General features: G+C 64.6%; 28 protein-coding genes. 20 read left to right on the top strand and 8 right to left on the bottom strand.

What is annotated here, in order from left to right; all coding sequences use genetic code 11:
- The first annotated feature begins 79 nt into the window (after positions 1-79).
- The 3 genes from B3H47_RS06550 to B3H47_RS06540 all read left to right on the top strand — a co-directional run bounded on the left by B3H47_RS06550 (position 80) and on the right by B3H47_RS06540 (position 3,543).
- Complete coding sequence (locus B3H47_RS06550; protein WP_156053136.1) at positions 80-934, top strand: symmetrical bis(5'-nucleosyl)-tetraphosphatase; 855 nt, start codon at positions 80-82, stop codon at positions 932-934.
- A 145-nt stretch (positions 935-1,079) separates the two neighbouring features.
- A complete protein-coding gene (locus B3H47_RS06545) occupies positions 1,080-2,789 on the top strand; it encodes an AMP-binding protein (protein ID WP_286986530.1) in 1,710 nt (569 codons plus the stop codon).
- Positions 2,790-2,844: 55 nt separating this feature from the next.
- Positions 2,845-3,543 carry a class I SAM-dependent methyltransferase gene (locus tag B3H47_RS06540; RefSeq protein ID WP_276706161.1) on the top strand — a complete coding sequence of 233 codons (699 nt, stop codon included), beginning with the start codon at positions 2,845-2,847 and terminating at the stop codon, positions 3,541-3,543.
- A 1-nt stretch (position 3,544) separates the two neighbouring features.
- On the opposite strand, the gene orn is transcribed toward B3H47_RS06540, so the two are convergent.
- On the bottom strand, positions 3,545-4,156 hold the full coding sequence (gene orn / locus B3H47_RS06535; protein ID WP_276706160.1) for an oligoribonuclease: 612 nt from the start codon (positions 4,154-4,156) through the stop codon (positions 3,545-3,547).
- Between the two features lie 95 nt (positions 4,157-4,251).
- Between orn and B3H47_RS06530 the strand changes: the two genes are divergently transcribed.
- From B3H47_RS06530 to B3H47_RS06515, 4 genes are read left to right on the top strand one after another with little or no spacing between them, the layout of a single operon-like run.
- Positions 4,252-5,565 carry a M48 family metallopeptidase gene (locus B3H47_RS06530; RefSeq protein ID WP_276706159.1) on the top strand — a complete coding sequence of 438 codons (1,314 nt, stop codon included), beginning with the start codon at positions 4,252-4,254 and terminating at the stop codon, positions 5,563-5,565.
- 6 nt (positions 5,566-5,571) lie between these two features.
- Positions 5,572-5,916, top strand: coding sequence for a 4a-hydroxytetrahydrobiopterin dehydratase (locus B3H47_RS06525; protein WP_276706157.1), 345 nt, complete (start codon positions 5,572-5,574; stop codon positions 5,914-5,916).
- 9 nt (positions 5,917-5,925) lie between these two features.
- Complete coding sequence (gene rsgA, locus B3H47_RS06520) at positions 5,926-6,891, top strand: ribosome small subunit-dependent GTPase A (protein ID WP_276706154.1); 966 nt, start codon at positions 5,926-5,928, stop codon at positions 6,889-6,891.
- The gene (locus B3H47_RS06515) at positions 6,888-7,208 is read left to right on the top strand and encodes a putative signal transducing protein (RefSeq protein WP_286986529.1); all 321 of its coding nucleotides are present in this window, start codon (positions 6,888-6,890) and stop codon (positions 7,206-7,208) included. Before rsgA ends, B3H47_RS06515 begins: the two co-directional genes overlap by 4 nt.
- Here the strand turns inward: B3H47_RS06515 and B3H47_RS06510 are convergent, their stop codons facing one another.
- From B3H47_RS06510 to B3H47_RS06500, 3 genes are all read right to left on the bottom strand, one after another.
- Positions 7,209-8,252, bottom strand: a complete 1,044-nt coding sequence (locus B3H47_RS06510) for a hypothetical protein (protein WP_286986528.1) — start codon at positions 8,250-8,252, stop codon at positions 7,209-7,211.
- Between the two features lie 121 nt (positions 8,253-8,373).
- On the bottom strand, positions 8,374-9,309 hold the full coding sequence (gene argF, locus B3H47_RS06505; RefSeq protein WP_013105226.1) for an ornithine carbamoyltransferase: 936 nt from the start codon (positions 9,307-9,309) through the stop codon (positions 8,374-8,376).
- 30 nt (positions 9,310-9,339) lie between these two features.
- The gene (locus tag B3H47_RS06500; RefSeq protein ID WP_286986567.1) at positions 9,340-10,527 is read right to left on the bottom strand and encodes an acetylornithine transaminase; all 1,188 of its coding nucleotides are present in this window, start codon (positions 10,525-10,527) and stop codon (positions 9,340-9,342) included.
- 235 nt (positions 10,528-10,762) lie between these two features.
- Between B3H47_RS06500 and B3H47_RS06495 the strand changes: the two genes are divergently transcribed.
- Positions 10,763-11,176 carry a DUF3579 domain-containing protein gene (locus tag B3H47_RS06495; protein WP_013105224.1) on the top strand — a complete coding sequence of 138 codons (414 nt, stop codon included), beginning with the start codon at positions 10,763-10,765 and terminating at the stop codon, positions 11,174-11,176.
- 122 nt (positions 11,177-11,298) lie between these two features.
- On the opposite strand, the gene rpsT is transcribed toward B3H47_RS06495, so the two are convergent.
- Complete coding sequence (gene rpsT / locus B3H47_RS06490; protein ID WP_013105223.1) at positions 11,299-11,619, bottom strand: 30S ribosomal protein S20; 321 nt, start codon at positions 11,617-11,619, stop codon at positions 11,299-11,301.
- Positions 11,620-11,732: 113 nt separating this feature from the next.
- On the opposite strand from rpsT, the gene murJ reads away from it, so the two are divergent.
- The 5 genes from murJ to glp all read left to right on the top strand — a co-directional run bounded on the left by murJ (position 11,733) and on the right by glp (position 15,999).
- Positions 11,733-13,271 carry a murein biosynthesis integral membrane protein MurJ gene (gene murJ, locus B3H47_RS06485; RefSeq protein ID WP_286986527.1) on the top strand — a complete coding sequence of 513 codons (1,539 nt, stop codon included), beginning with the start codon at positions 11,733-11,735 and terminating at the stop codon, positions 13,269-13,271.
- A gap of 87 nt (positions 13,272-13,358) precedes the next feature.
- Positions 13,359-13,745: a TraR/DksA family transcriptional regulator gene (locus B3H47_RS06480; RefSeq protein WP_276706143.1), complete on the top strand. Its 387-nt coding sequence runs from the start codon at positions 13,359-13,361 to the stop codon at positions 13,743-13,745.
- A 10-nt stretch (positions 13,746-13,755) separates the two neighbouring features.
- Positions 13,756-14,109, top strand: coding sequence for a hypothetical protein (locus B3H47_RS06475; RefSeq protein WP_286986526.1), 354 nt, complete (start codon positions 13,756-13,758; stop codon positions 14,107-14,109).
- A 1-nt stretch (position 14,110) separates the two neighbouring features.
- Positions 14,111-14,716, top strand: a complete 606-nt coding sequence (mobA, locus tag B3H47_RS06470) for a molybdenum cofactor guanylyltransferase MobA (protein ID WP_013105219.1) — start codon at positions 14,111-14,113, stop codon at positions 14,714-14,716.
- Positions 14,713-15,999, top strand: coding sequence for a gephyrin-like molybdotransferase Glp (glp, locus tag B3H47_RS06465; RefSeq protein ID WP_286986525.1), 1,287 nt, complete (start codon positions 14,713-14,715; stop codon positions 15,997-15,999). Before mobA ends, glp begins: the two co-directional genes overlap by 4 nt.
- 18 nt (positions 16,000-16,017) lie before the next feature.
- Here glp and B3H47_RS06460 read toward each other — a convergent pair whose 3' ends face one another.
- The 3 genes from B3H47_RS06460 to upp all read right to left on the bottom strand — a co-directional run bounded on the left by B3H47_RS06460 (position 16,018) and on the right by upp (position 18,576).
- A complete protein-coding gene (locus B3H47_RS06460; RefSeq protein WP_013105217.1) occupies positions 16,018-16,458 on the bottom strand; it encodes a hypothetical protein in 441 nt (146 codons plus the stop codon).
- A gap of 86 nt (positions 16,459-16,544) precedes the next feature.
- Positions 16,545-17,864 carry a solute carrier family 23 protein gene (locus B3H47_RS06455; RefSeq protein WP_286986524.1) on the bottom strand — a complete coding sequence of 440 codons (1,320 nt, stop codon included), beginning with the start codon at positions 17,862-17,864 and terminating at the stop codon, positions 16,545-16,547.
- 76 nt (positions 17,865-17,940) lie between these two features.
- Positions 17,941-18,576 carry a uracil phosphoribosyltransferase gene (upp, locus tag B3H47_RS06450; protein WP_013105215.1) on the bottom strand — a complete coding sequence of 212 codons (636 nt, stop codon included), beginning with the start codon at positions 18,574-18,576 and terminating at the stop codon, positions 17,941-17,943.
- 215 nt (positions 18,577-18,791) lie between these two features.
- On the opposite strand from upp, the gene B3H47_RS06445 reads away from it, so the two are divergent.
- From B3H47_RS06445 to B3H47_RS06415, 7 genes are all read left to right on the top strand, one after another.
- On the top strand, positions 18,792-20,069 hold the full coding sequence (locus B3H47_RS06445; protein ID WP_286986523.1) for a c-type cytochrome: 1,278 nt from the start codon (positions 18,792-18,794) through the stop codon (positions 20,067-20,069).
- A 199-nt stretch (positions 20,070-20,268) separates the two neighbouring features.
- Positions 20,269-21,516, top strand: a complete 1,248-nt coding sequence (locus B3H47_RS06440; protein ID WP_286986522.1) for an amino acid ABC transporter substrate-binding protein — start codon at positions 20,269-20,271, stop codon at positions 21,514-21,516.
- A 93-nt stretch (positions 21,517-21,609) separates the two neighbouring features.
- Complete coding sequence (locus B3H47_RS06435; RefSeq protein ID WP_013105212.1) at positions 21,610-22,491, top strand: branched-chain amino acid ABC transporter permease; 882 nt, start codon at positions 21,610-21,612, stop codon at positions 22,489-22,491.
- On the top strand, positions 22,484-23,419 hold the full coding sequence (locus B3H47_RS06430) for a branched-chain amino acid ABC transporter permease (protein ID WP_286986520.1): 936 nt from the start codon (positions 22,484-22,486) through the stop codon (positions 23,417-23,419). The genes B3H47_RS06435 and B3H47_RS06430 overlap by 8 nt, the downstream gene beginning before the upstream one ends.
- Positions 23,409-24,125, top strand: a complete 717-nt coding sequence (locus tag B3H47_RS06425; RefSeq protein ID WP_286986519.1) for an ABC transporter ATP-binding protein — start codon at positions 23,409-23,411, stop codon at positions 24,123-24,125. Before B3H47_RS06430 ends, B3H47_RS06425 begins: the two co-directional genes overlap by 11 nt.
- Positions 24,122-24,847, top strand: coding sequence for an ABC transporter ATP-binding protein (locus B3H47_RS06420; RefSeq protein ID WP_286986518.1), 726 nt, complete (start codon positions 24,122-24,124; stop codon positions 24,845-24,847). Before B3H47_RS06425 ends, B3H47_RS06420 begins: the two co-directional genes overlap by 4 nt.
- A 21-nt stretch (positions 24,848-24,868) precedes the next feature.
- Positions 24,869-25,975 carry a diguanylate cyclase gene (locus B3H47_RS06415; RefSeq protein ID WP_286986517.1) on the top strand — a complete coding sequence of 369 codons (1,107 nt, stop codon included), beginning with the start codon at positions 24,869-24,871 and terminating at the stop codon, positions 25,973-25,975.
- Positions 25,976-26,041: the final 66 nt, after the last annotated feature.

Raw genomic sequence — 26,041 nt, 5'->3', positions numbered from 1 at the left:
TGTCGAGAAGAGCGCGCAAGCGTCCACTTGCGTCATTACGATGATGCGTTTGGTAAACCACGCATTTTAGGGAGAGGCTTTGGCAACGTACCTGATCGGCGATGTGCAAGGCTGCGCCGACGCCTTTGACGCCCTGCTCGACGCGCTGCAGTTCGACCCGGCGCACGACCGGCTCATCGTGCTGGGCGATCTGGTCAATCGCGGCCCGCAGTCGCTCGCCAGCATGGAGCGGCTGATGGCGCTGGGCGACAGCGCGCAATGTCTGCTGGGCAATCACGACCTGCATCTGCTGGCCGTGGCGCATGGCGTGCGCAAGGCACACCGCAGCGACACGCTCGACGACATCCTGCAATCACCACGGCGCACTGAGCTGATCGACTGGGTGCGCCGCCGCCCGCTGGCGCTGATGGAGCGTGGCTGGCTGCTGGTGCACGCCGGGGTGCTGCCGCAATGGTCGGCCGACAAAACCCTGCAACTCGCCGCCGAGGTGGAACGCCGCCTGCGCGCGCCCGATTACGTCGATTTCCTGCGTGTGATGTTCGGCAACCAGCCCGACGAATGGAGCGAGAGTCTGGCGGGGTTCGACCGTCTGCGCATCGTGGTCAACACCCTCACCCGCGCCCGTTTTCTGCAGGCCAGCGGCCCGAATCGGGGACGGCTGGATTTTCACAACAAGCAGGCCAGCGCCAACGGCGCCTCCTCCGAACTCCTGCCCTGGTTCGCCCTGCCGCAGCGCGAGACCGCGCAGACTCCCATCGCCTTCGGCCATTGGTCCACCCTCGGGCTGCGCTGGGAACACAACGCGCTATGCCTGGACAGCGGCTGCCTGTGGGGCGGCGCGCTCAGCGCATTAAAGCTGCCGCCCGCGGGTCAGCCTTGGCTGGAATTCACCCAGATCCCCTGCACCCGCAGCCTGGAGCCCATGCCGGACTGAGCTGCAAGGCCCCCTGGCTTGCTGCGCAAGCCGCCCCCGAGGGGGATAACTGACATCGACCTGACTGTCGACCTCTGTGCTTTCCCGCTGGCCCGCCTCAGCGGTGCGGGCTAAAGTGGGCGCACAACAACATCAGGAGACTTCGATGCAGATCAGCCACCCCGGCGCCCATGCCGGTTTCGTGCAGGCGCGCGACTTGCTGCAGCGCCATCGCACCGATTACGCCCGCGCCTACGCCGAATTCCGCTGGCCCGCGCTCGACCGCTTCAACTGGGCGCTCGACTACTTCGATCCCATGGCCCAGGGCAACAACGCGATTGCGCTGTGGATCGTGGAAGAAGACGGCAGCGAGGCGCGCTACAGCTTTGCCGACATGGCGCAGCGCTCGGCGCGCATGGCCAACTTCCTGCGCGCGGGCGGCGTGGCGTGCGGCGACCGCGTGCTGCTCATGCTGCCCAACTGCATCGAGCTGTGGGACGCCATGCTCGCCTGCATCAAACTCGGCGCGGTGATGATTCCCGCCACCACCCTGCTCACCCCCACCGACCTCCAAGACCGCATCGTCCGCGGCGGCGTGCGGCATGTGATCTGCCTGCCGGCCGACACCGCCAAATTCCACGACCTGCCGCAAACCGTCTGGACGCAGGTACAAGGCCGTTTCACCGCAGGCAGCGCGCCCTTCGGGTGGACAGCGCTTGCCGGGGCGAAAACAGCGGCCGCCGACTTCGCGCCCGAGGCCGACACCCGCGCCACCGATCCGCTGCTGCTCTACTTCACCTCCGGCACCACCTCCAAGCCCAAGCTGGTGCTGCACACCCATCAAAGCTACCCCGTGGGTACGCTGGCCACGATGTATTGGATCGGCCTGCAGCCCGGCGATGTGCACTGGAACATCAGTTCCCCCGGTTGGGCCAAGCACGCGTGGAGCAGTTTTTTCGCCCCCTGGAACGCCGGCGCGGCGATCTTCGCCTTCAACCAAAGCCGCTTCAACGCCGCGGCCACGCTGCAAACCCTGTCGCGCTGCGGCGTCACCACCCTGTGCGCGCCGCCCACGGTGTGGCGCATGCTCATTCAGGAAGACCTGAAGCACTATCCGGTCAAACTGCGCGAACTGGTGGGCGCTGGTGAGCCGCTCAACCCGGAAGTGATCGAGCGGGTGCGCGCCGCCTGGGGCATCACCATCCGCGACGGCTACGGCCAGACGGAAACCTGTGCGCTCATCGGCAACAGCCCCGGCCAGCCGCTCAAACCCGGCGCCATGGGCCGCCCCATGCCGGGCTACCGCATCCGCCTGGTCGATGTGGACGGCAACTCAGCGGAAGAAGGCGAAGTCTGCGTCGAGACCGAGCCGCGCCCCACCGGTCTGCTGGTCGAATATGCGGGCGATGCTGAGAAAACCGCGCAGGTGCTGCACGACGGCCTCTACCACACCGGCGACGTGGCGCAACGCGACGCCGACGGCTATTACACCTTCGTCGGCCGCACCGACGACGTGTTCAAGTCCTCCGACTACCGCATCAGCCCGTTCGAGCTGGAAAGCCTGCTGATCGAACACCCCGCCGTGGCCGAGGCCGCCGTGGTGCCCTGCCCTGATGCGCTGCGCCTGACCATCCCCAAGGCCTTCGTGTCATGCCGCGTCGGCTTTACGCCCAGCGCCGAACTGGCCCGGGACATTCTGCTGTTCGTGCGCGAACGCGCCGCGCCCTACAAGCGGATCCGCCGCATCGAGTTCTTCGACCTGCCCAAGACCATCTCAGGCAAGATCCGCCGGGTTGAGTTGCGCAAAATCGAAACCGACCGTGCGGCAGGGGTGCGAGGCGAACTGGAGTTTTACGAGGACGATCTCCCGGGCTGAAAGCGCCGCGCTCCGTCTCTAAAATCGCGGCCTTGCTCACCCACAAGGCCACCCCATGATCCACAACGAACTCGACGTCCTGACCGAACTGGTCCCGCTGGGTAACGGCCTGAAGGTCATCGAACTGGGTTGCGGTAGTGCCCGGCTGCTCACCGAGCTGCTGCAGCGCTGCCCGGCCTGCGAAGCGCTGGCGCTGGAAGTCGATGCGGTGCAGCACGCCAAGAATCTGGCGCGTCTGCCCGAAATGCTTGCACCGCGGCTGCGCTTCGTGCGAGACAGCGCCACGGCCATACCGGCCGCGGACGGCGGCTTCGATTTGGCGCTCATGCTCAAGTCGCTGCACCACATTCCGCAGGGCGCCATGCAGACCGCACTGGCGGAAACCTGGCGCGTGCTGCGTCCGGGCGGCTGGCTCTACGCCTCGGAGCCGGTTTATGAAGGCGCGCTCAACGACATCGTCAAGCTCTACAACGACGAAGGCCCGGTGCGCGCCGCAGCGCAGGCCGCGCTCGACCGGGCCCTGTCAACCGGGCAATGGCAGCAGACCGCCGAGCGCCGCTTCGACATGCCCGCGCACTTCCCCAACTGGGAGTCTTTCGAGCAGCGCATGCTCTACCCCAGCTTCGCCGATCATCAGATCACCGAAGGCCTGCGCCAGTCCGTGAAAGCTGCGTTTGATCCGCATTGCGGCGCCGACGGCGCGCACTTCACCCGCCCGATGCACGTGCGGCTACTGCAAAAGCAAGCGGCTTGATTCACCCCGCCACTTCCGGATCGATACCCGCCACCGGCACGCGCAGGAAGTGCTCGCGGTAGTGGCGCAACTCGTCGATGGATTCCTGAATGTCGGCCAGCGCGGTGTGGGCCTGCTGCTTTTTGAAGGCGCTCACCAGCTCGGGGCGCCAGCGCCGCGCCAGTTCCTTGAGGGTGCTCACGTCGAGGTTGCGGTAGTGGAAATAGGTCTCCAGCTCGGGCATGCCCCGGGCCATGAAACGGCGATCCTGGCAAATGGTGTTGCCGCACATCGGCGACTTGCCAGCGGGCACGTATTTTTTGAGGAAGGCGATGATCGCCTTGCTGGCCTGCGCTTCGTCCACGGTGCTGGCGCGCACCCGGTCGGTGAGGCCGGATTTGCCGTGGGTGTTCTGGTTCCAGGCGTCCATGCCGGACAGCACCGCGTCGCTTTGATGGATGGCCAGCACCGGCCCTTCCACACGCACGGTGAGCTGCGGGTCGGTGACGACCACGGCCACTTCGATGATGCGATCGGTGTCGGGATTCAGCCCCGTCATCTCCATGTCGACCCAGATGAGGTTATCGTCGTGACAGGCGAGGATGGAAGCGGCGGACGTGGCGGAATCGGACATGAAATGCATTCAAGTAGGGGAATGGCGGCGGCGGGTCGCGAGGACAGGCCGGGTGGGATAATCTGACTGAACCGAAGACTGACAAGGATTTTCGCATGAGCCCGCAACATCTTGCCCTCGCCTGGAGCGCGCTGTTCGCCGCCGCGCTGATAGGCGGCACGGCGCTGAAGCTCTGGCTGGCCCAGCGGCAGCAGCGCCATGTGCTCGCGCACCGTGATGCCGTCCCCGCGCCATTCCGCGCCAGCATTTCGCTCGAAGCCCACCAGAAAGCCGCTGACTACACCGTGGCGAAACTGCGCTTTGGTCTGTGGACGACACTGTTTTCCGCCATGATCGTGCTGGTGTGGACACTCGAAGGCGGGCTGCAATTGCTCAACGGCTGGGTGAGCGCCACTTTCGGCACCGCTTTGGGAGGCCAGCTTGCGCTGCTGGTGGCCTTCGCCGTGATCGGTTCGCTGCTCGATCTGCCCTGGGAAGTGGCGCGTACTTTCGGGCTGGAATCGCGCTTCGGTTTCAACCGGCTCACCCCGCGCATGTTCGTGGTCGATCTGCTCAAAAACGCGCTGGTCGGCGCGGTACTCATGCTGCCGCTGGCCCTGCTGGTGCTCTGGATCATGCAGGTGGCCGGGGGTTGGTGGTGGCTGTGGGCCTGGGCGGGGCTTACGGCTTTCAGCCTGCTGATGATGGTGGCGTATCCGCTAGTGATCGCCCCGTTGTTCAACAAGTTTCAGCCGCTGCCCGACGGCGAGGTGAAAACCCGCGCGCAGGCGCTCATGCAGCGTTGTGACTTTGCGCTGTCCGGCCTGTTCGTCATGGACGGTTCGCGCCGCAGCGCGCACGCCAACGCCTACTTCACCGGCATGGGCGCGGCGCGGCGCGTGGTGCTGTTCGACACCCTGCTCGGCCAGCTCAGCCCGGTGCAGATCGAAGGCGTGCTGGCGCACGAGGTCGGGCACTACAAGCGGCGCCACATTCTCAAGCGCATGGTGGTGATGTTCGGGGTCAGTCTGGCGGGCTTTGCGCTGCTGGGCTGGCTGTCGAACCAAGTGTGGTTCTACGTCGGCCTGGGCGTCATGCCCAATCTGTTCGCCCCCAACCATGCACTCGCGCTCATTCTGTTCAGTCTGGCGCTGCCGGTGTTTGCGGTGTTTTTCAGCCCACTGGGTGCGGCCACTTCGCGCAAACATGAATTCGAGGCCGACGCCTACGCGGCCCAGCACAGCGACGCCCGCGCGCTAGGCGAAGCCCTCGTCACCCTCTACCGCGACAATGCCAGCACGCTAACGCCCGACCCCGTTTATGTGCGCTTTTATTACAGCCACCCGCCAGCCCTGCAGCGACTGGAACGGCTGGGCGCATTGCCCTCATCCATCGCGCCTTCTTCGGCCCACACTCCGGCGACAGCCTGAACAGCCATGACACTCCAGGATTTGCTCGACAGTCACTGCATGCCGCTAGACGCCAGCCAGCGCCTGGACACCGCGGCCATGACGCCCTACCTGCAACTGCTGGACGGCTGGCGGTTTGAAGACGGCAGCATCCGCAAGACTTACGTCTTCGGCAACTATTACCAGAACTTGGCCTTCGTCAACGCACTGGCTTGGATGGTTCACCGCGAAGACCATCACCCCGACTTGCTGGTGCAATACAACCGCTGCAGTGTGGCGTTCAACACCCATTCGGCCGGCGGCATCACCCGCAACGACTTCGTCTGCGCGGCCAAGGCAGACGCGGTCTATGCCCAGGGCGCCACGCGCTAAGCGGCTGGCATGGACGACCTGGAGCGCCACAACCCCCAACGCCCCAAGGGCAAGCGCAGCACAAAACCCGCACCGTCCACCGCCAAGGGTTTGACCGCACGCATCGTCGGCGCATTTGGGCGGCACTATCTGGCGCAGCTTGACGATGGCACGGTGCTCGCCTGCGTGCCCCGCGGCAAGCGCGCCGAGGTGGTCTGCGGCGACCGTGTCACCCTCGCACCGGGTGATGCGCCGCTGGCCATCGAACAGGTGCATGCGCGCCGTAATGCGCTGTGGCGCGAAGATCTCTGGCGCAGCAAGATGTTTGCCGCCAACCTCGACCGCGTGATGCTGGTCACCGCCACCTATCCCGGCATCCAGCACGGCCTGATCGGCCGCGCGCTCATCGCGGCAGACGCGGCCGACATTCCCGCAACCCTGCTGCTGAACAAATGCGACCTGCCGCAAGCCGACGCCGCGCGGGCCGAAATGCGGCTGTATCGCGATTTGGGCTATGAAGTGCTCGAACTCTCGGTGCGCACCGAGCCGCAAGCCGCGCTGGCTGCGCTGACCCCCTTGCTCAGCGGCCAGACCACGCTGCTGCTGGGCGCCTCCGGCGTGGGCAAGTCCAGCCTGACGAATCTGCTGGCGCCGCAGGCGCAGGCGCCTACGCGGGAAATTTCCGAGGCATTGTCAGCCGGCAAGCACACCACGACCGCGACACGGCTATACGACCTACCCGGCTTTCCGCCGGGAAGCGTGCTGATGGATTCGCCGGGCTTTCAATCCTTCGGTCTGCATCATCTCTCGGTGTCGCAGCTGCAGCACGGCTTTCCAGAAATCCGCGCGCGCAACGGGCAGTGCCGGTTTCAGAACTGCACCCATCGCGACGAACCGGGCTGCGTGTTCACCACCGACCCGCAAGCCATCTCTGCGTCGCGGCTGGCGCTCTACCGCACGCTCTATGCTGAACTCACCTCGGCTGCACCGCGATGAAGCGGGTGGACATCGCGCCCAATCTGGTCATCGCCACGCTTTGGGCCGATGCGCTCAACGCCGCAGGCCTGCGCGCCGAAGTGTTCTCGCGCTACCTCACCAGCATCGCGGGCGAGATTCCGCCCGATCAATGCAACCCAGCGGTCTGGGTGCTCGACGACGGCGATCTGGCGCGCGCCAAACAGTTGCTGCAGGAATTGCGCACCCCCCTGCGCGGCGCGCCGTGGACCTGCCCCGACTGCGGCGAACGTCACGGTCCGCAATTCGCTCAATGCTGGAAATGCGGCCACAGCCGCCCGGATTCGTCCTCGTTCTGATCAGGCCGCATCGCCATCCCGGCGCATTTCAGGCGGCGCAGTCGCAACCCCAGTAGGCGCCGCGTCGAGCCAAGGGTGCGCCGCCAAAAGAAGCCCGAAAAGCCACGCCCCTATCGCCGCGGCACCGAGCGTGTCTGCCTGACTGCGGGGAAAAATACCCAGCGCCCCGCTCAGGCTCCAGGCCAGCAGGCTGAAAATCAGCCCGCTCCACAGCAGCCAGCAGCGCGACCGGCGCGGCAGCCACGGCGCCAGCAGCAAACCCGCAGCGATCAAGGTGTCGACCAGCGCGATCAGCACGGCGAACGCACCCATGCCGAGCGCTTGTGCGAGACCGGCCCAGGCCGCAATCCACTCCGCCTGCCCGTTTGGCGCGTGGGCCTGCGCCTGAATCAAAGCGTCCGACAGGCGCAGCCCGAGGCCCGGCTGCCAGGCCGTCCAGACGATCGCAATCCAAAGCAGTCCGACCAGCCAGAAGGCCCAGCGCACCTGCGACAGACCGGGCCTGCACAGCGCCGCGTCAGACCACGCCGAACCCTGCCATGCCCGCAGCAACAGCAATAGCGCAAAACCCAGCGCATAGACCAGAGCCACCGTGCCAGCGCCGCCGCCGAGCGCGCTCCACACCAGCAGTTCGTAGGCCAGCCCCCGCCATCCCATTGCCGGAAATCCCCAGCCCGTCAACAGCCCAACGGTGAGCAGGGCCTCGACACCAAACAGCAGCGCCAGGCCCTTGCTCACCCCGGAAGCAGACAAAACGCGCCAAACCGCACCATCCCACACGGCAAGCCAGTGCGGCTGAGCGGCCGCATCAGCGGCCTGACGCGCGAACTGTGCGGCATATTGCGGGTGCAAGTGCAGCCCGAGGTTGATGGCGAAGCACACCCCGAACACGAGGCGCAGCCAACGCAGCGCCCGCATCGCGGCCTGATCGGCCATACCGGGCGGCCCAGTCTTCTCGGCGTCGGCCTGAACAAGCGGCAGCCTGACGTGAGGAACGCCATGGCCGTGCTGCGGCGCAGAAGAATTTTGTTGTGTGAACGCCATGCCTGAACTCCCGAACGATGCATCGCCTGACGATGCACCGCAACAAGATTTTGCTCAGGCCGACTTAAATGCGACTTAGGGCGGGCGTTACGGCCACCCGACCTCGCCTAGGAGAACAGTGTCAGTCCAGGCGCCCCAGCAGCAGGAATTCCATCAGCGCCTTCTGGCCGTGCAGGCGATTTTCCGCCTCGTCCCACACCACGCTCTGCGGCCCGTCGATGACTTCGGCCGCCACTTCCTCGCCGCGGTGCGCCGGTAGGCAGTGCATGAACAGCGCATCGGGATGGGCGCGGGCCATCATCTCGCCATCCACCATGAAGCCCTTGAACGCCTGCTCACGCGCCAGTTTTTCCGCCTCATAGCCCATGCTCGTCCACACATCGGTAGTGATGAGGTGCGCACCCTCGCAGGCTTGCCGCGGATCGTCGAACTCGCGCAGGTGCGCGATCTGCGCCGCGCTCAGGGGGTAGCCCGGGCGGTTCTTTTCGACGCCATAGCCTTTCGGCCCAGCGAAGTGCAGGGTGAAACCGAGCACCTCCGCCGCCTGCAGCCAGGTGTAGAACATATTGTTGGCATCACCGATCCAGGCCACGGTCTTGCCCTGGATCGGGCCGCGATGCTCGATATAGGTCATGACATCGGCGAGGATCTGGCAGGGATGAAACTCGTTGGTCAGGCCGTTGATCACCGGCACGCGCGAATACGCGGCGAAACGCTCGACGATCTCCTGACCATAGGTGCGAATCATCACCAGATCGACCATGCGAGAAAACACCTGCGCCGCATCTTCGATGGGCTCACCACGGCCCAACTGACTATCGCGGGTATTGATGTAGATGGCCGCGCCGCCGAGCTGGTGCATGCCGGCCTCGAAGCTCAACCGGGTGCGGGTGGAGTGTTTCTCGAAAATCATCGCCAGGGTGCGATCGACCAGGGGCTGGTGCGGCTCGTAGCGTTTGAACTTGGCCTTGATCAGCGCGGCGCGCGCGAAAACGTAGTCGTACTCCTCGCGGTTCAGGTCGGAAAATTGCAGATAGTGCCGCAGCGTGGTTTTCATCACAGCCTCCTTGGATGTCTTTTGTGTGTCTTATTTCGCGGGCGCGTCCTGCAAAAAATCAAGCACCGCGGGAACCAGCGCCTGCACCAGCGCGTCGGCTTGCTCCTGGGTGAAGATCAGCGGTGGCAACAGGCGGATAACCCGCTCCTGCGTGACGTTGAGCAACACCCCGCGCTCCAGCATCCGCCCCACCAGCGCACCGGCCGGCCGGTCGAGCTCGATGCCGATCATCAAGCCCTGACCACGCACCTCCACCACGCCAGCGTGGCCGGCAAACGCATGACGCAGCGCATGCTGAATCTGCTCACCGCGCGCCTGCGCGTTGGCCAAAAGGCCATCGTCTTCGATCACGGCGAGGGTTTCCAGCGCGGCACGGCAGGCCAGCGGATTGCCGCCAAACGTGGTGCCATGCTGTCCGGGGCCGAAAGTGGTCGCGGCCGCCCCGCGCGCCAGAATGGCGCCGATGGGCACGCCCGAAGCCAGCCCCTTGGCCATGGCGATCACGTCGGGGCTCACCCCGGCCCACTGATGGGCGAACCATTTGCCGGTCCGCCCCGTGCCGCATTGCACTTCGTCGATCATCAGCAACCAACCGTGACGATCGCATAGCGTGCGCGCAGCGCGCAAGAAATCAGCGTGCGCCGGTTGAATGCCGCCTTCGCCCTGAATCGCCTCGATGAATACCGCCACGACATTGGGGTGCGTCTCGGCCACGCTTTGCAAGGCCGAGGCGTCGTTCAGCGGCACGCGCACGAAACCTTCGACCAGCGGCTCGAAGCCTTTTTGCACCTTGGGATTGCCTGTGGCCGAGAGCGTGGCCAGCGAGCGCCCATGAAACGCCCGCTCGAACACCACGATTTCCGGGCGGTCGATCCCTTTGTTATGACCGTGCAAGCGCGCCAGCTTGATCGCCGCTTCGTTGGCTTCCAGCCCCGAGTTGCAGAAAAACGCCGTGTCCATGCCGCCCAAGGCGCATAAACGGTCGGCCAACTGCTCCTGCAGGGGAATCTGATACAGATTGGACGTGTGGATCAGCTTGCCCACCTGATCGGTCAGTGCGGCGACCAGCCTCGGATGCGCATGGCCCAGCGTGTTGACCGCGATGCCCGACAGCGCGTCCAGATAGCGATTGCCCTGCGTATCCCACACCCACGCCCCCTCGCCATGCGCCAGGGCAATGGGCAGCCGCGCGTAGGTGTTCATCACATGAGAGGGCATGGTCATTTGTCCTTTGCAAAAAAAAGCAAACCCGGCGGGCAAGGCATAAAAAAGCACTGCGCCTCCGGGGGCAAAGTGAAATTATAGAGAGCGGCGCATGACAGCTGAACTCAGGCAGCCCGGAGCATTTGTTGCAACTGCAACACAGAATCACCGTTCGGGTTTACCCGGTAATACTGCATTGCAGCATAATTGCGGCACCGCAGCAAAACTGCCTCTTCAAGGATTCACAGCCATGAGCGCCTTTCCACACTCCCTAGAACTGGTCAAACCCAGAGAAATTTTCATTCGCGGCGTCACCACCGAGGGACGCACCTTCCGCCCGAGCGACTGGGCAGAACGCCTGGCAGGCCTGATGGCCCGCTTTCGTCCCGTCGGTCTGTGCCGCAAAGAAGCCCACCTCGGTTACTCGCCCTATTGCGTGCCCACCTTGGTGGACGGCGTGCGTTGCTTGGTGGTGAGCGAGTCGCTGCGTGATATCGAGCCCATGGCGTTTGATTTCCTGCTCAACTTCGCCCGCGACAACCAGCTCGATGTGGTTGAAGCCTGCCTGACGCAAGCCGCCGCAATTGACGCTGAAATGGATGCCGAGGTAGAAGACCTGCAAACGGCGCGCGAAACGCTGCAGCGCGTGTTTCAAACCGCTTGAGAACTTCCCGCCCCCGCGCTGACTTGAAGACATAGGCGCAAATAAAAAAGCCCGCAGTTGCGGGCTTTTTTGTGGTCAACCTCGTGAACTTAGCCAGGGCCGACCAGAGCAGGCAAGGCAAATCAGGCCGCGGCGCCGGTAGCGGCAGAGGAGGCCAGCGCCTTGATCGCCGCGTTCAGGCGGCTCTTGTGACGCGCTGCGGTGTTCTTGTGGAAAATCTTTTTGTCGGCGATCGAGTCCAGCACCGGGGCGTTGGCCTTGAACACTTCCATCGCCTTGGCGTGATCGCCAGCGGCGATGGCCTTGCGAACCGACTTCACAGCCGTGCGAAAACGCGAACGCAGCGCGGTGTTGGCGGCGTTGGCCTTGACGGATTGACGCGCGCGTTTGCGACCCGACGGGGTGCGAACGCTCTTCTTTTTGGCTGCGGCTTTGGTTGCCATAGTTGAAATCCTTCTGTATTGCCTGCTCGGGAAACCGGCCATTATAGACAAAAAATGGCGGGGCGCCAGCCTCTTTCGAGGCCGAGGCCTGCACATTCCTATAATGCTGCCCGGTGAATCTGCTCAAGGCCGCCTCCACCATCTCGCTTCTCACCCTGACCTCGCGCATCACCGGCCTGGTGCGGGAAATCATGGTGGCGACTTATTTCGGCGCCAGCGCCTGGACCGATGCGTTCAACGTGGCGTTTCGCCTGCCCAATCTGCTGCGCCGCATGTTTGCCGAGGGCGCGTTTTCGCAGGCCTTCGTGCCGCTGTTGTCGCAGACGCGGCAGACCCAGACGGAAGAACAAACGCAGGAGCTGATCGATCAGGTGTCCACCGCGCTGTTGTGGATACTCGCGGCGATCAGCCTTGTCGGCGTGCTACTCGCGCCCGTGCTGGTGTGGCTCACAGCGTCCGGCCTGCATCCCGAAGCGTTTGACGCGGCCGTCTGGATGACACGGCTGATGTTTCCCTACGCGGGGCTGATTTCACTGGTGGCGCTCAGCGCAGGCATTCTCAATACCTGGAAGCACTTCGCGGTGCCCGCGGTCACCCCGGCGCTGCTCAACCTGGCCATCATCGGCGCCGCGGTGGCGTTTCACAAACTGGTGCATCCGCCCATTTTCGCCCTGGCGATCGGGGTGATGATCGGCGGGGTGGCGCAGTTGGCGGTGCAATGGCCGGCGCTGCGCAAGTACGCCGTGGTGCCACGCTTTCGGCTGAGCTTTCTCAAGGCCTGGCGCTCTGAGGGCGTGCACCGCGTGGTCAAGCAGATGCTGCCCGCGAGCCTGTCGGTTTCGGTGGCGCAGGTGTCCATTGTCATCAACACGCAGATCGCGTCGCACCTGCATGCGGGCAGCGTCTCCTGGCTGGCGTATGCAGACCGGCTGATGGAATTCCCCACCGCCATTCTCGGCGTGGCGCTGGGCTCGGTGCTGTTGCCCAGCCTGTCGCGCGCCAGCGCTACGCAAGACGTGGCCAAGTACAGCACCCTGCTCGACTGGGGGCTGCGCCTCACCCTGGTGCTGGCGCTGCCCAGCGCCATCGCGCTGCTGATCTTCGCCCAGCCGCTGGTATCGATGCTTTACAACTACGGCCGCTTCGACCATGCGGATGTGATGGCAACCACCAGCGCACTGCGGGCTTATGGCATCGGCCTGATCGCGTTGATCGGCGTCAAGATTCTCGCCCCCGGCTTCTACGCCCGGCAAGACTTGCGCACCCCGGTGAAAATCGCCCTGGTGGTGCTGGTGTGCACCCAGCTGATGAATCTGCTGTTCGTGCCGTGGCTGGGGCACGCTGGACTAGCGCTGGCCATCTCCGTGGGCGCGCTGCTCAATGCCAGCCTGCTGTTTCGCGGGCTGCGCCGACGCGGCATGTTTCAGCCGCAACCGGGCTGGGGGCGGTATGCGCTCAAGGTGGCTCTGGCACAACTGCCGCTGGGCGGGGTGATGTTGTGGGGCGCCATCTCCCTGCCGTGGAACCGGGCGCATGGCGACCTGCTGCGGCTGGGCATGGGGCTGGGCCTGCTGGCCGTGGCCGCCGTGCTGTATTTCGCTACGCTGCGACTGCTCGGTTTCCGTCTGCGGCAATTCATGCACAGTGAGTGATGTGTTGCGCCAACGCAAGCCGGTGCCCGCTCAGACCTTCCACAATGGGCGCATCATCTGCTGCATCAGCACAACAAGGAGAACGACATGAGCCTCGCCACTGACCTGCGCAACACCCTGCGCGACAAACTGCAGCAACGCCGCGTCCAGATGCTGGCCGACCTTAGGGACGAGTCCATCAGCGACGAGGGCACGCTGGCGGTGCGCAGCCACCGCGGCGAAACCGACGATGAGGCTGTCGTCGAATCAATGGACGCGGTGGAAATCGCCTCGACCGCGCGCGACGCCACCGAGCTTGCCGCCATCGACAGCGCGCTACAGCGTCTGGATACGCCCGACTTCGGCATCTGCATCGACTGCGGCGCGGACATCGAGCCCGCCCGCCTGCTGGCCGAGCCCACCGTGCTGCGTTGCACCGCCTGCCAGCAGCGTTTCGAGCATCAGCATCACACGCCCGGCGGCGCGCGGCTGTAGCATCCGGGGCATGTCTGCAAGCCCCGTCACTCCTCCCCGCACCCCGCTCGGCGCACCCGGCCTTGAGCGGGTGCTCACCCGCTGGCTGATTCCGGCCTACGTCATCGGCGTGAGTCTGCCCTGGATCATTGGCGCGTGGATCAAGACCGGCTATCAGCCCGGTCTGGTGAACGGCGACCCGCAGCCCACCCGCGATCTGATCGATATTTTTTGCATCGGTATGAGCCTGTTCGACGCCACGCTGGTGTTCACCGTGGGCATAGGCTGCCTGGTGGTGTCCATCATGAAAGGCCCGGTGCGCTGGGCCGATGCCTCTCACGCCACACAACAGGTGCGCGAACTGGGCGAGCGCGAGAGGTTTTGAGATGTCTCACGCCATCGCTGTCGCCGACATCACCGGCCTGATTCTCGCCGGGGGCCGCGGCAGCCGCATGGGCGGGGTGGACAAAGGCCTTCAGCCCTGGCGCGGCCAGCCGCTGGCACGGCAAGTGTTGCAGCGGCTCAGGCCCCAGGTGGGCACGGTGTTGCTCAATGCGAACCGCCACGTCGAGGTCTATCGCGGCTGGGGCCTGCCGGTGTTGACCGATGCCGCGCCGGACGAGTTTTCGGGGCCGCTGGCCGGCTTTCTTGCCGGACTGCAAGCGTGTGTCACGCCGTATCTGCTCACCGCCCCCTGCGATTCGCCGCTGTTGCCCACCGATCTGGCCGCGCGTCTGGGCGCCGCGCTGATGGAGTCTTCTGCGCGCATCGCGCTGCCCCGCGCGGGAGGACGGCTGCAGCCCGTGTTCTGCCTGATGGAGGCCAGTCTGCGCGACGATCTGGGAGCCTTCCTTCAATCCGGCGGGCGCAAGATCGAGCATTGGACCGCGCAGCACCCCACGGCCATCGTCGATTTCGACGACACCCACGCCTTCGAAAACATCAACACCCCGGACGACCTGCAGCGGCTGGACGCCGACGTTTCACCATGACCCCTTCATTCGATCTGCAGCACATCATCTCCTGCGTCAGCGGCTATGACCCCAACGCCCTTCGGGTGGACGCGGCGCTGGCGGTCATTCAGGCCAGCATGCAGCCGGTACAGGCCAACGAGCGCCTGGCGGTGCGCGCGGCACTCGGCCGGGTGCTGGCGCAGGACATCATTTCGCCCATCGACGTGCCCGCCCACGACAACTCGGCGATGGACGGCTACGCCCTGCGCGGCGCCGATCTCGCAGCGCAAGGCGACACCGTGCTTTCGATCGCCGGACGCGGGCTCGCCGGTCATGCCTTCAGCGGCGAAGCGCCCGCGGGCAGCGCCGTGCGCATCATGACCGGCGCGGTGATGCCCGCGGGCTGCGACACCGTGGTGCCGCAGGAGTTTTGCCGCGTCGAAGGCGATCAGGTCATTTTCCCGCCCGGCCTGGTGCGGCCCGGCGACAACCGCCGCCTGCGAGGCGAAGACCTGGCGCGCGGCAAGGCGGCCCTGCCCGCAGGCAAGCTGCTGCGCCCGGCCGATCTGGGCCTGATGGCCTCGCTGGGCATGGCCGAAGTCTCGGTGCGCCGCAAGCTGCGCGTGGCCTTCTTCTCCAGCGGAGACGAGCTGCGCTCGGTCGGCCAGCCGCTCGATCCCGGCTGCGTGTACGACAGCAATCGCTACACCCTGTGGGGCATGCTGGAACGTCTGGGCTGCGAAGTCATCGACCTCGGCGTGGTGGCCGACAATCCGCAGGCAGTGGAAGCCGCGCTGCGCACCGCGACCGAATGCGCCGATGTGGTCATCACCTCGGGCGGCGTGAGCGTGGGTGAGGCCGACTACCTGCGCAGCATCCTGGCGAATATGGGCGAAGTGGTGTTCTGGCGCATCGCCATGCGGCCGGGCCGTCCGCTGGCTTTCGGCCAGTTGCGCGCGGGTGCGCACAGCGCCTGGCTGTTCGGCTTGCCGGGCAATCCGGTGGCGGTGATGGTGACGTTCTACGCCTTCGTCCGCCCAGCGCTGCTGCACTGCATGGGCGCCAGCCCGCAGCCGCAGCCGATGCTGCGCGCCGTCAGCGCGCAAACCCTGCGCAAAAAACCCGGCCGCACCGAATACCAGCGCGGCCTGCTCACCCCTTTGCCCGATGGTCGCTGGCAGGTGAGCGCCATCGGCAATCAGGGATCGGGCGTGCTCAGCTCCATGTCGCAAGCGCACGGTCTGATCGTGCTGCACCATGAGCAGAGCACCGCAAAGGCTGGCGACCTGGTGGACGTGCTGCTGTTCGACGGGCTGGTTTGAGCGTTCTGTTTGGGTCGCTCAGAAAATCTTGTTGATCAGATCGTCGCCCAGCCCCATACCCGCGCCCATTTCCATCGCGCGCCCAAAGCCGGAGTTGAGAAAACCGTCAAGCGCGCCCATGATGCCGCCGCCCTGCTGCTGCATGGGCATGGCCGCGTTCTGCGCCATCATGCCCTGAGGCATATAGCCCGGCTGCATAGCGGCCGGCATCGCCTGCATCTGCTGCGCCTGGTTTTGCCACATGCCGTGGATGGCCTGCAGCACTTGCCCCATCTGTTGCTGCTCGGCCTGCACGCCCAGCGCGACTTCGCGCAGATCGAGCAACCATTCGCGCGCGTCCTGGTTGCCGCCCTGGGCCGCCGTCTGCAGCTTGGCGGCCAGCGCCTGCAACTGCTGCCCGACCTGCTGCGCCTCGCTCTGCAATTGCTGATACTGCTGATCGATGGTCTGAATATCCATGCGGATGCCTCCGGGTTGTTCAAAGACCTCTATTGCACCGCAGCGCCAGCGCCCTGCGGGTCAATGGATGTCAAAGTGGCAACAATTCATTCAAGCGCGTCCATCAGTTTGTCCTGCTCATCGTTTTTCGGCTGCCCGCGGCCCAGCAAGGCGTAGAGCAGGATGGCGCCGAAGGTCGCCGTGCCGATGCCGCCCAGTGCGAAGTCGCCGAACTTGAGGGTGAAGTCTGCCGTGCCCAGCATGAGGGTGATGGCCACGATGATGAGGTTGCGGCTGTCGGAGAAGTCCACCTTGTTGTCCACCCAGATGCGCGCGCCGGAAACCGCGATCAAGCCAAAAATGACAATGGCCACGCCGCGCAGCACCGGCGGCGGAATGAGGTGAATGAGCGCGCCGAATTTGGGGCTGAAGCCAAACACAATGGCAATCACCGCGGCGGTGGCGAAAATCAACGTGGAGTAGATCTTGGTCGCGGCCATCACGCCGATGTTCTCGGCATAGGTGGTCACCCCCGTGCCCCCGGCCGAGCCCGAAACAATCGTGGCGAGACCGTCGCCGAGAAAGGCGCGGCCCATGTAGCGATCGAGATTGCGGCCGGTCATGGCGGTGACGGCCTTGACGTGGCCGAGATTTTCCGCCACCAGAATGACCACGACGGGCACGATCAGCGTCATCGCCTTGGGCTGAAACTCGGGCGTCGCGAACGTCGGCATGCCGAACCAGGCGGCGTTGACCAAGCCGGAGAAATCCATCGGCGTGCCCAGTCCCAGGCCATTGGTGAGCACGGCGTAAATCACGCTGGCGATCAACAAACCCACCAGAATGAGCAGCCGCTGCACCATGCCGCGGGTGTAAACCGCCACCAGGCCGATGCTGACGAAGGAGATCAGCGCCATCCAGTCGTCGAAGTTGCTCGCGCCGTGACTCTTGATGGCGATGGGCGCCAGATTCAGCCCGATCACCGCGACCACCGAGCCGGTCACCACCGGCGGCATGAGCCGCTCGATCCATTTCACCCCCACGCCCATGACGATGAGGCCGATCACCGCATACACCACGCCGCAGGCGATGATGCCGCCCAGCGCAACACCGATATTCGGGTTCGCCCCGCTACCGGAATAGCCACTGGCCGCAATGACCACGCCGATGAACGAGAACGACGAGCCGAGATAACTCGGCACCCGGCCGCCGACGACCAGAAAGAAAATCAGCGTGCCGATGCCGCTCATCAAAATGGCGATATTGGGACTGAAACCCATGAGCAGCGGCGCGAACACCGTCGAGCCGAACATGGCCACCACATGCTGCAGCCCCATCACCAGGGTCTGCGGCCCGGGCAGGCGTTCATCCGGGGCGATCACCCCGCTGGTCTTGAGTTGCCATTTAGGAAAGTAGCCATCGGCCATATTGCGCTCCGCCTTGGATTGAGAGTGGGTGGGATCGGGCTTGAGCTCCGGCGTATGCCGACCGCTGCCCCGGTTTTTACTTGGTGCCGAAAATGCGGTCGCCCGCGTCGCCCAGACCCGGCACGATGTAGCCGTGATCGTTGAGCCGCTCGTCGATGGCGGCCAGGGTGATGGGCACGTCCGGGTGGGCGGTGCGCACGGTGCGCACCCCTTCGGGCGCGGCCAGCAGGTTCACCAGCTTGAGCGAGGTCGCTCCGGCGCGCTTGAGATGGGTGAGCGCGGCGGCGGCCGAGTTGCCGGTGGCGAGCATGGGATCAACCACGATCACCAGGCGTTCGGCCATGTCTTCGGGAACCTTGAAGTAATACTCCACCGGCTCCAGCGTGGCCGGGTCGCGGTACAGGCCGATGTGGCCGACGCGGGCGTTGGGCAGCAGGTCAATCATGCCGTCGAGCATGCCGTTGCCCGCCCGCAGGATGGACACCAGACACAGCTTCTTGCCCGCGAGGATGGGCATACGGCACTGCGCCACCGGCGTGGTCACCTCGACCAATTCCGTGGGCAGATCGCGGGTGGCTTCATACGCCAGCATGGCGGCGATTTCGCGCACCAGTCGGCGGAAGTTGTCGGTGGTGGTGTCCTGGCTGCGCGCCAGCGTGAGCTTGTGCTGCACCAGCGGATGCGAGACGACGTGGACCTGGGAATCATTCATGGCGGGCTCTTTTTGGAATTGTGACGTTGGAGTAAGAACGGCAATTTTGCGTCATCCCGCTGTACCCACCTGCTACAGCCGCAACCGTTGGTGTGCAAACTACCGGGAATCGGATGCTACGGGTTTGCACTGAGGCGATTGTTGAACCATACTGCAGTGCAACAGAAAAAAGAGATGCGATTCGCACCGCCCCCATTCCAACCAGGAGACTCTCAATGCGTTTACCCCTTTTGACCCTGCTTGCGGGCTGCGTGCTCGGCCTGCAGGCCCAAGCTGCATTTGCCGCGCAGCCCACCCCGAACGACCCCGAAGTGATGCGCGGCGCCTATCTGGCCCGCGCCGGCGATTGCATCGCCTGCCACACCGCGCCGAAAGGCAAGCCCTTTGCCGGCGGCCTGCCGATGAATCTGCCCATGGGCATCGGCAAGGTTTACTCGCCCAACATCACGCCGGATAAAAAGGACGGCATCGGCAACTGGACCTTCGCGCAATTCGACGAAGCCGTGCGCCACGGCAAGTCGCCGCGCCTGGGCTACCTCTACCCGGCCATGCCTTACCCTTCGTATGCCCGCATCGAACCGCAGGACATGCGCGCGCTCTACGCCTATTTCATGCACGGCGTGCAGCCGGTGGCGCAGGCCAACAAGCCCGAAGACATTCCCTGGCCGCTGAACATGCGCTGGCCGCTGGCGGTGTGGGACTGGATGTTCGCCCGCGACGGCGTTTACAAACCCGACCCCAAGCAGACCGCGCAATGGAACCGCGGCGCTTATCTCGTTGAAGGACTGGGGCATTGCGGCGCCTGCCATACCCCGCGCGGCCCGTTTCTGCAAGAAAAAGCTCTGGCGCCCGGCGGGGCGGATGGCAGCCTGTATCTCTCTGGCGCGCGCATCGACAACTGGTACGCGGCCAATCTGCGCGGCGACCAGTCCGACGGTCTGGGCCGCTGGACCCCAGCCGAACTGGTGCAACTGCTCAAAACCGGGCGCACCGCCAACTTCACCATTGTCGGCAGCATGACCGATGTAATCCACGACAGCACCCAGCACCTGAATGACGGCGATCTGGAAGCGATTGCCGTGTTCCTTAAATCGTTGTCGCCCATCCACCCGAATGCCGCGATCAACCAGCCGCAAACCCCGGTGATGACCGCTGCTGCCCGGGCCGGCGATCCGCTGTACGCGGCGCATTGCGCCATGTGCCATCAGGCGCAGGGCCAGGGCATTCCCAATGTCTTCCCCGCCCTGGCGCTCAACCCCACGGTCAATACGCCCGACCCGATCAACACCATTCGCATGATGCTGCACGGCGGACATACGGTCGAGACCAAAGGCAACCCCACGCCCATGGCCATGCCCGATCTGGGCGCCACGCTCAACGACACGCAAGTGGCCGAAATCGCCAGCTATGTGCGCAGCAGCTGGGGCAACGACGCGCCGAACGTCAGCGCAGACGAGGTGGCGAAAATCCGCAAACTCGTCGCGGCGAAATAATCCAAGCAGCCCTTCCAGGCCCGGCCCAGCTGGGCTTTTTTTCGCCCTCAAGAAAACGCCGGGGCGCCAAAGACACGTTCCGTTTCAAATCAACGCACTTGTTCACCGCTTTGCGCAAAGTCCAGACCGAGAATGAATCATGACATTTCGAAGACGCGCCAAGCACGCGTCGGTTCAGTTTCATCCTCTGGAGACTCTCATGTCCATTCGCGCATCCAAAAAAATTCTGCGTCACTTCGCAGCCGGTCTGGCTTTGAGTGCCACGGCCGTTGCCGCCCACGCCGCGGCGGCTCCGTCGCAGATCAAGATCGGCACGCTCTACGCCAGCAGCGGCCCCTTCGCCGTCGCCTCGCAAGGCCAGTATGAAGGCCTGAAGTATTGGGCCGACGCCATCAACAAAGAGGGCGGCGTGTTCGTCAAGGCGTTCAACAAAAAGATTCCCGTCAAGCTCGTCGCCTACGACGACCAAAGCTCCACCTCCACCGCGACCACGCTCTACAACCAGCTCATCACGCAAGACAAGGTGGATGTGCTCGTGGCCGACTTCGGCTCGGTGCTCACCTCGGTGGCCGTGCCGCTGGCGGCCGAGCACCACATGCTGCTGATCGACCCGACCGGCTCGGGCGCCAACTTCTTTACCAAGCCCACCAACTATCTCGCCGATGTGAGCATTCCGTCGAGCACGGTGTGGCCGGTGCCGCTGGCCAACTATCTGGTGCAGCAGAAGATCAAGCGCGTGGCCATCGTCTATAGCGCCAACGATTTCGACGCCTCTCAGGCCGCCACCCTCAAGGACGTGCTGGCCAAGGCCGGTATCAAGCCGGTGTATGACCACGGCGTGCCCACCAGCGAATCGAACTACACCATCCTGCTGCACACCATCGCCGCCACCCAGCCTGATGCGGTGCTGGAGTTCGGCTATGCGCCCAACGACATCGCCTTCCTCAAGGCGCTGCACCAGAGCGGACTGCATTTCCCCATGACCTTCACCATCTTTCCGGGCCAGCTGCTGTCGCTGCTGACCAAGAACGTGGGTGAAAAAGCGCTGGCCTACACCTACACCTACCCGACTCCGCCGCTGGTGAAGTACGACAAGGTGAGCTACGGCATGAACACCCAGCAGTTCGTCGATGCCTTCAAGGCGGCCATGAAAAAAGAGCCCAACTTCCTCGATTGCTCGGGCTACAACACCGGGCTGATCGTGCAGCACATGCTCGACATGGCGCCCAAGTTCGACCAGCTCGCCTTCCATCAGGCCGTCATGGACATGTCGGGCAAGACCACCACACTGCTTGGCCCCTTCGATGTCAATGCCAACGGCGCCCAGCTCGGCCAGCCCTTCCCGGTGGCACAACTGCAGCCCAAGGACGGCAAGCTCGACGTGGTTGTGGTCTATCCGCAAGACAAGGCGACCGGCAAGGCGGTGTATCCCGCGCCCAAGCCGTAAGCACGACAAGGCGGGTGACAAAGCGGCGCGGCAGGTGCGGCCTGTGCGCTGTTTCATTCGACTAATCCACCAAAAGCAGCTCAGGGAGGGCGCGTGGAACTGCTTGAATACGCCATCATCGGCGGCATTCTGTATGGCATTTATTTCAGCCTGATCGGCATCGGGCTGAACCTGATCTTTGGCGTCATGCGCATCATCAATCTGGCGCATGGGCAGTTCATCGTGCTGGGCGCGTATGCCGCCTGGCTGGTGTCGCGCCACTTCGGTTTCAACCCGCTGTGGGGCGTGCCGACGGTGATCGTGGCCGCCATCGTCATCGGCTATCCGCTCTATTACGCCGTGGTGCCCCGACTGCAGCGCAGCGGCGACCCGGAGATGCTGTCGTTCATTCTTTTTTTCGGCGTGGGGCAGATGCTCGAAGCACTCACCGGGCTGGGCTTCGGCGCCGATCAGCGTTCGCTGCCCAGCGAGGCGCTGGGCTCGGGCAATCTTGGGGTATTTGGGCAGGAGTTTCCGGATAGTTGGTGGTGGGCTGCCGGAGTGAGCATCGCCGCCATCGTGGCGCTGTGGCTGTATTTCACCCGCACCCGGCTGGGCTACGCCACCCGCGCCATCATGGCCAGCCGCGAAGAAGCGCTGGCGACCGGCATCAACGTGAACAAGGTTTCGGCGCTGGCCTTCGTGGCCGGGCTGGCGCTCGCCGGTGTCGCCGGGGTGTTTCTGCCCTACCTGCTCGGCTCGGTTTCGCCCGATCTGGGCGACAGCCTTACCACCACCTCGTTCGCCATTGTCATCATCGGCTCGCTGGGCAACCCGCTGGGCACCATCATCGGCGGCCTGGTGTTCGGGCTGGGCACGATGTTGATGCAGACCTACTACTCCTCCTGGTCCAACCTCGTGCCTTATGTGCTCTTGCTGGTGATCGTGCTCATCCGCCCCACGGGCCTGCTCGGAAAGGCGGTGCGCAGTGTCTGAACATTCTTTGCTACAACGCTGGCGACCGGGGCTCATCGTGCTGGCCTTGCTGATTGCGGTGTTCCTGTTTCTGCCGCATGTCTACGGCAACGAATCGCTGCTGTTCACGCTGATGACTTTCATCGTGCTCGCGCAGGGCCTGAATCTGCTCTATGGCTTTACCGGCTACTTGCCCTTCGGTTATGTGGGCTTTTTCGGCTGCGGCGCTTATGCCACCTCGCTGCTGGTGCTGCACAGCGGCCTGCCGGTGCTGCTGTGCGTGCTGGGAGGCGGGCTCGCTGCGGTGGTGATGGGGCTGATTCTCGGGCCGCTGCTGCGGCTCTCGGGCGCTTACTTTTCCATCGCCAGCCTGGCGGCTTCGCAAATCCTGTATTTCGTGGTTTCCAACACCAATCTGGCCGACATCACCGGCGGGCCTTACGGGCTGAAGATCGAACAGGTGTATGCGCCCACTGCGAGTTATCACACCATGCTGGCGGTGCTGGTACTGGCCACCGCGCTGGCCGCCTACTTTCGCGTCTCGGCCTTCGGCATGGGGTTGCGCGCCATGAGGCAAGACCCGGTGAGCGCGTCCATGGCCGGCATCAACATCGTGCGCGCCCGGCTCATCACCTGGCTGATCTCGGCTGGCGTGGCCGGCTTGGCCGGCGGGGCCTATGCGTGGAATCTGTCGGTGTTCTATCCCGAAGCGGTGTTCACCTTGCAGATTTCGGTGTTCGCCATCGTGTTCTCGTTGTTTGGCGGGGTGGGCACGGTCATCGGCCCCATCATCGGCGCGGGAGTGCTTTACAGCTTGTATTCGGCGATCGGCATTTCAGAGCCGCAGTATTTCCAGTTGATCTACGGCGGGCTCATCGTGCTGCTGGTGTTGTTCATGCCCGGCGGCGTGCTGTCGCTGTTGACGCGGAGGGGCGTGCGTGTCTTCTGAAACCCTCCTTCAGCTTCAGGGCGTGAACAAGCGCTTCGGCGGCCATGTGGTGCTCAACGACGTGAGCTTCAGCCTCGCGCCGGGCGAGATCGTCGGCCTGGTTGGCCCCAATGGTTCAGGCAAGACCACGACCATCAATGTCATCTCGGGCCTGTACCGCGCCGACAGCGGCAGTATTGCGTTCAACGGCAAGCCGGTGCACAAGGTGCCGATGCACAAGTTGGCGCAGCTCGGCATCAACCGCACTTTTCAGGTGCCCAAGACTTTTCGCGATATGACGGTGCGCGAGAACATTGAAGTGGCCGCGCACTTCGGCCATGCCGCAGGCGCGGTGGACATCAACGCCATCCTCCACGACATCGAGTTGGACAAGCAGGCCGACAAGCTGGCGGGCTCGCTCACCGTCAACCAGCAAAAGCTGCTCGATCTGGGGCGCGCGCTGGCCACCGGGCCGAAGCTGCTGCTGGTCGATGAAATCGGCGCCGGGCTCAACCCGGCCGAGCTGGGCGGCATTGCCGAGCTGCTGCGCAAGCTGTCGCAGCGCGGCATCGCCCTCATCGTGGTGGAACATCTGATGGCGTTTCTCGGCAGCATCACCCAGCGTGTCATCGTGCTCGGGGCCGGGCGCATGTTGTTCGAGGGCTCGCTCGACGCCGCTTCGCGCCACCCGGAAGTCGTGGCCGCCTTCTTCGGGGGACAAGCATGAGCGCAGCAGAGACGAACGCCGCCGCCCTGCTCTCGCTACGCGATGTGCAGACCGGCTATGGCGCGCTGCAAGTGCTCTGGGGCGTCGATCTGGAGGTGATGCCCGGCGAGACGGTGCTGCTGCTCGGCGCCAATAGCGCGGGCAAGTCCACCCTGCTGCGTACCCTCATTGGGCTGCTGCCGTGCTGGCGGGGCGAGATCGCCTTCGAGGGCGAACGCATCGACCGCCTCGCACCCGATCAGCGCATTCGCCGCGGCATGGCCTATATGTCGGAACTCGGCGTGTTTCCCACCCTGTCGATCGACGAGAACATCGCCCTGGGCGGCTACTTTCTGAGCGATGCGCAGATTCGCAAACGCAAGGAGCAGTTGTTCGCGTTGTTCCCCGATCTGGCCGCCAAGCGACGCGACGCGGCGGGCACGCTGTCGGGCGGGCAGCGCAAGATGTTGGGCATCGCCAAGGTGCTGATCTCCGAGCCCAAGCTGCTGCTGATGGACGAGCCGTCGTCGGGCTTGGCACCGGTGTTCGTCAAGCAGGTCATCGAAGTGCTCAAGACCAGCATCGGCGCGGGCACCGCCCTGCTCATCGCCGAGCAGAACGTGGCCTTCCTGGAACTGGCCGACCGCGGCTATCTGATCGATCACGGCAAGGTGCGACTCTCGGGCACGCGGGCCGAACTCGAAGCCAGCGAGGCGGTTCGCGAGACTTACTTCGGGCTGTAAACTCGGCGGCAACGATGCGGCATGTTGTCGCGTGTTGCCGCCATGCCCTACTCCACCTCCCGACAAGACGCCTTCAAACAGAGCACCTATCGCCGCATCTACCCGCTGCGCGTGGTCGGCATGGGGCTGGGCGGGCTGGCGATAGCCGGGGTGCTGATCGAACAGCACGCGCACCCGTGGCGCTGGGCGCTGATGATCGCAAGCTGCCTGCTGTGGCCGCAGATCGCCCTGCTGCGCGCGCGGCTGAGCGCCGACAGCTACCGCGCTGAAAAACACAACCTGCTGATCGACTCGGCCATCGCCGGCATGTGGGTGGCGTTGATGCATTTCAACCTGCTGCCCAGCGTGGTGCTGGTCACCGTCACCACCTTCGACAAACTCAGCAGCGGCATGCGCCGCCTGTGGCTGATCTCGCTGCCGGGGCTGTTTGGCGCGGCAGTGCTCACCGCGTTGATCGTGCGCCCGCCGGTTCAGCTGGAAAGCTCGCTGCTGGTTGTTCTCTGCACCTTGCCGCTGCTGGTGGTGCACACCCTGTCGAGCAGCATCGGCAGCTACCGGCTCATCCGCACCGTGTCGCGGCAGAACAAGCTGCTGGAACAACTGCGCCGCACCGATGCGCAAACCGGTCTGTTCGCCCGCGACCACTGGCAGCAGCAGGCCGACGCCGCGCTGCAGCTTTTTCAGGCCGTGGGGCAACCGGCCTGTCTGCTGATGATCGATGTGGATCACTTCAAGCAGGTGAACGATACCTACGGCCACACGGCCGGAGACGACGCCATCCGCGCAGTCGGCCAACTCATCCGCGACTGCATCCGCGAAGAAGACTGCGCCGGTCGCTACGGCGGCGACGAGTTTGCGGTGCTGTGCCAGAACACCGGCCAGCCCGACGCGCTGGGGATCGCCGAGCGCATCCGCACCGAGTTGCTGACGCTGCGGCTGCCGCATCACCCCAATGTGCGGCTGAGCAGCAGTATCGGCGTAGCCGCTGCCGCCCCGGCATTCAGCAACCTGCAAGCCTGGATGCAAGCCGCCGACGCTGCGCTTTACTCGGCCAAGCACCAAGGGCGCAACCAAGTAGCGAGTCACCCGACTGCTCCTTACGCTGCGGCGCAGGTTCGCCCCGCCTGAATCAAAGGCCACCTACGGCGGCAATAGTTGGCAATTCGCCCGCTGCAGGTCGCCTTCGCCCCTTCA

The sequence above is a fragment of the Thiomonas sp. UBA7699 genome (assembly GCF_002482605.1).
GTDB classification, from domain to species: Bacteria; Pseudomonadota; Gammaproteobacteria; order Burkholderiales; family Burkholderiaceae_C; genus Thiomonas; species Thiomonas arsenitoxydans.
The sequence above is the reverse complement of the archived record's forward strand: the minus strand, read 5'-3'. Positions and strand labels throughout refer to the sequence as shown.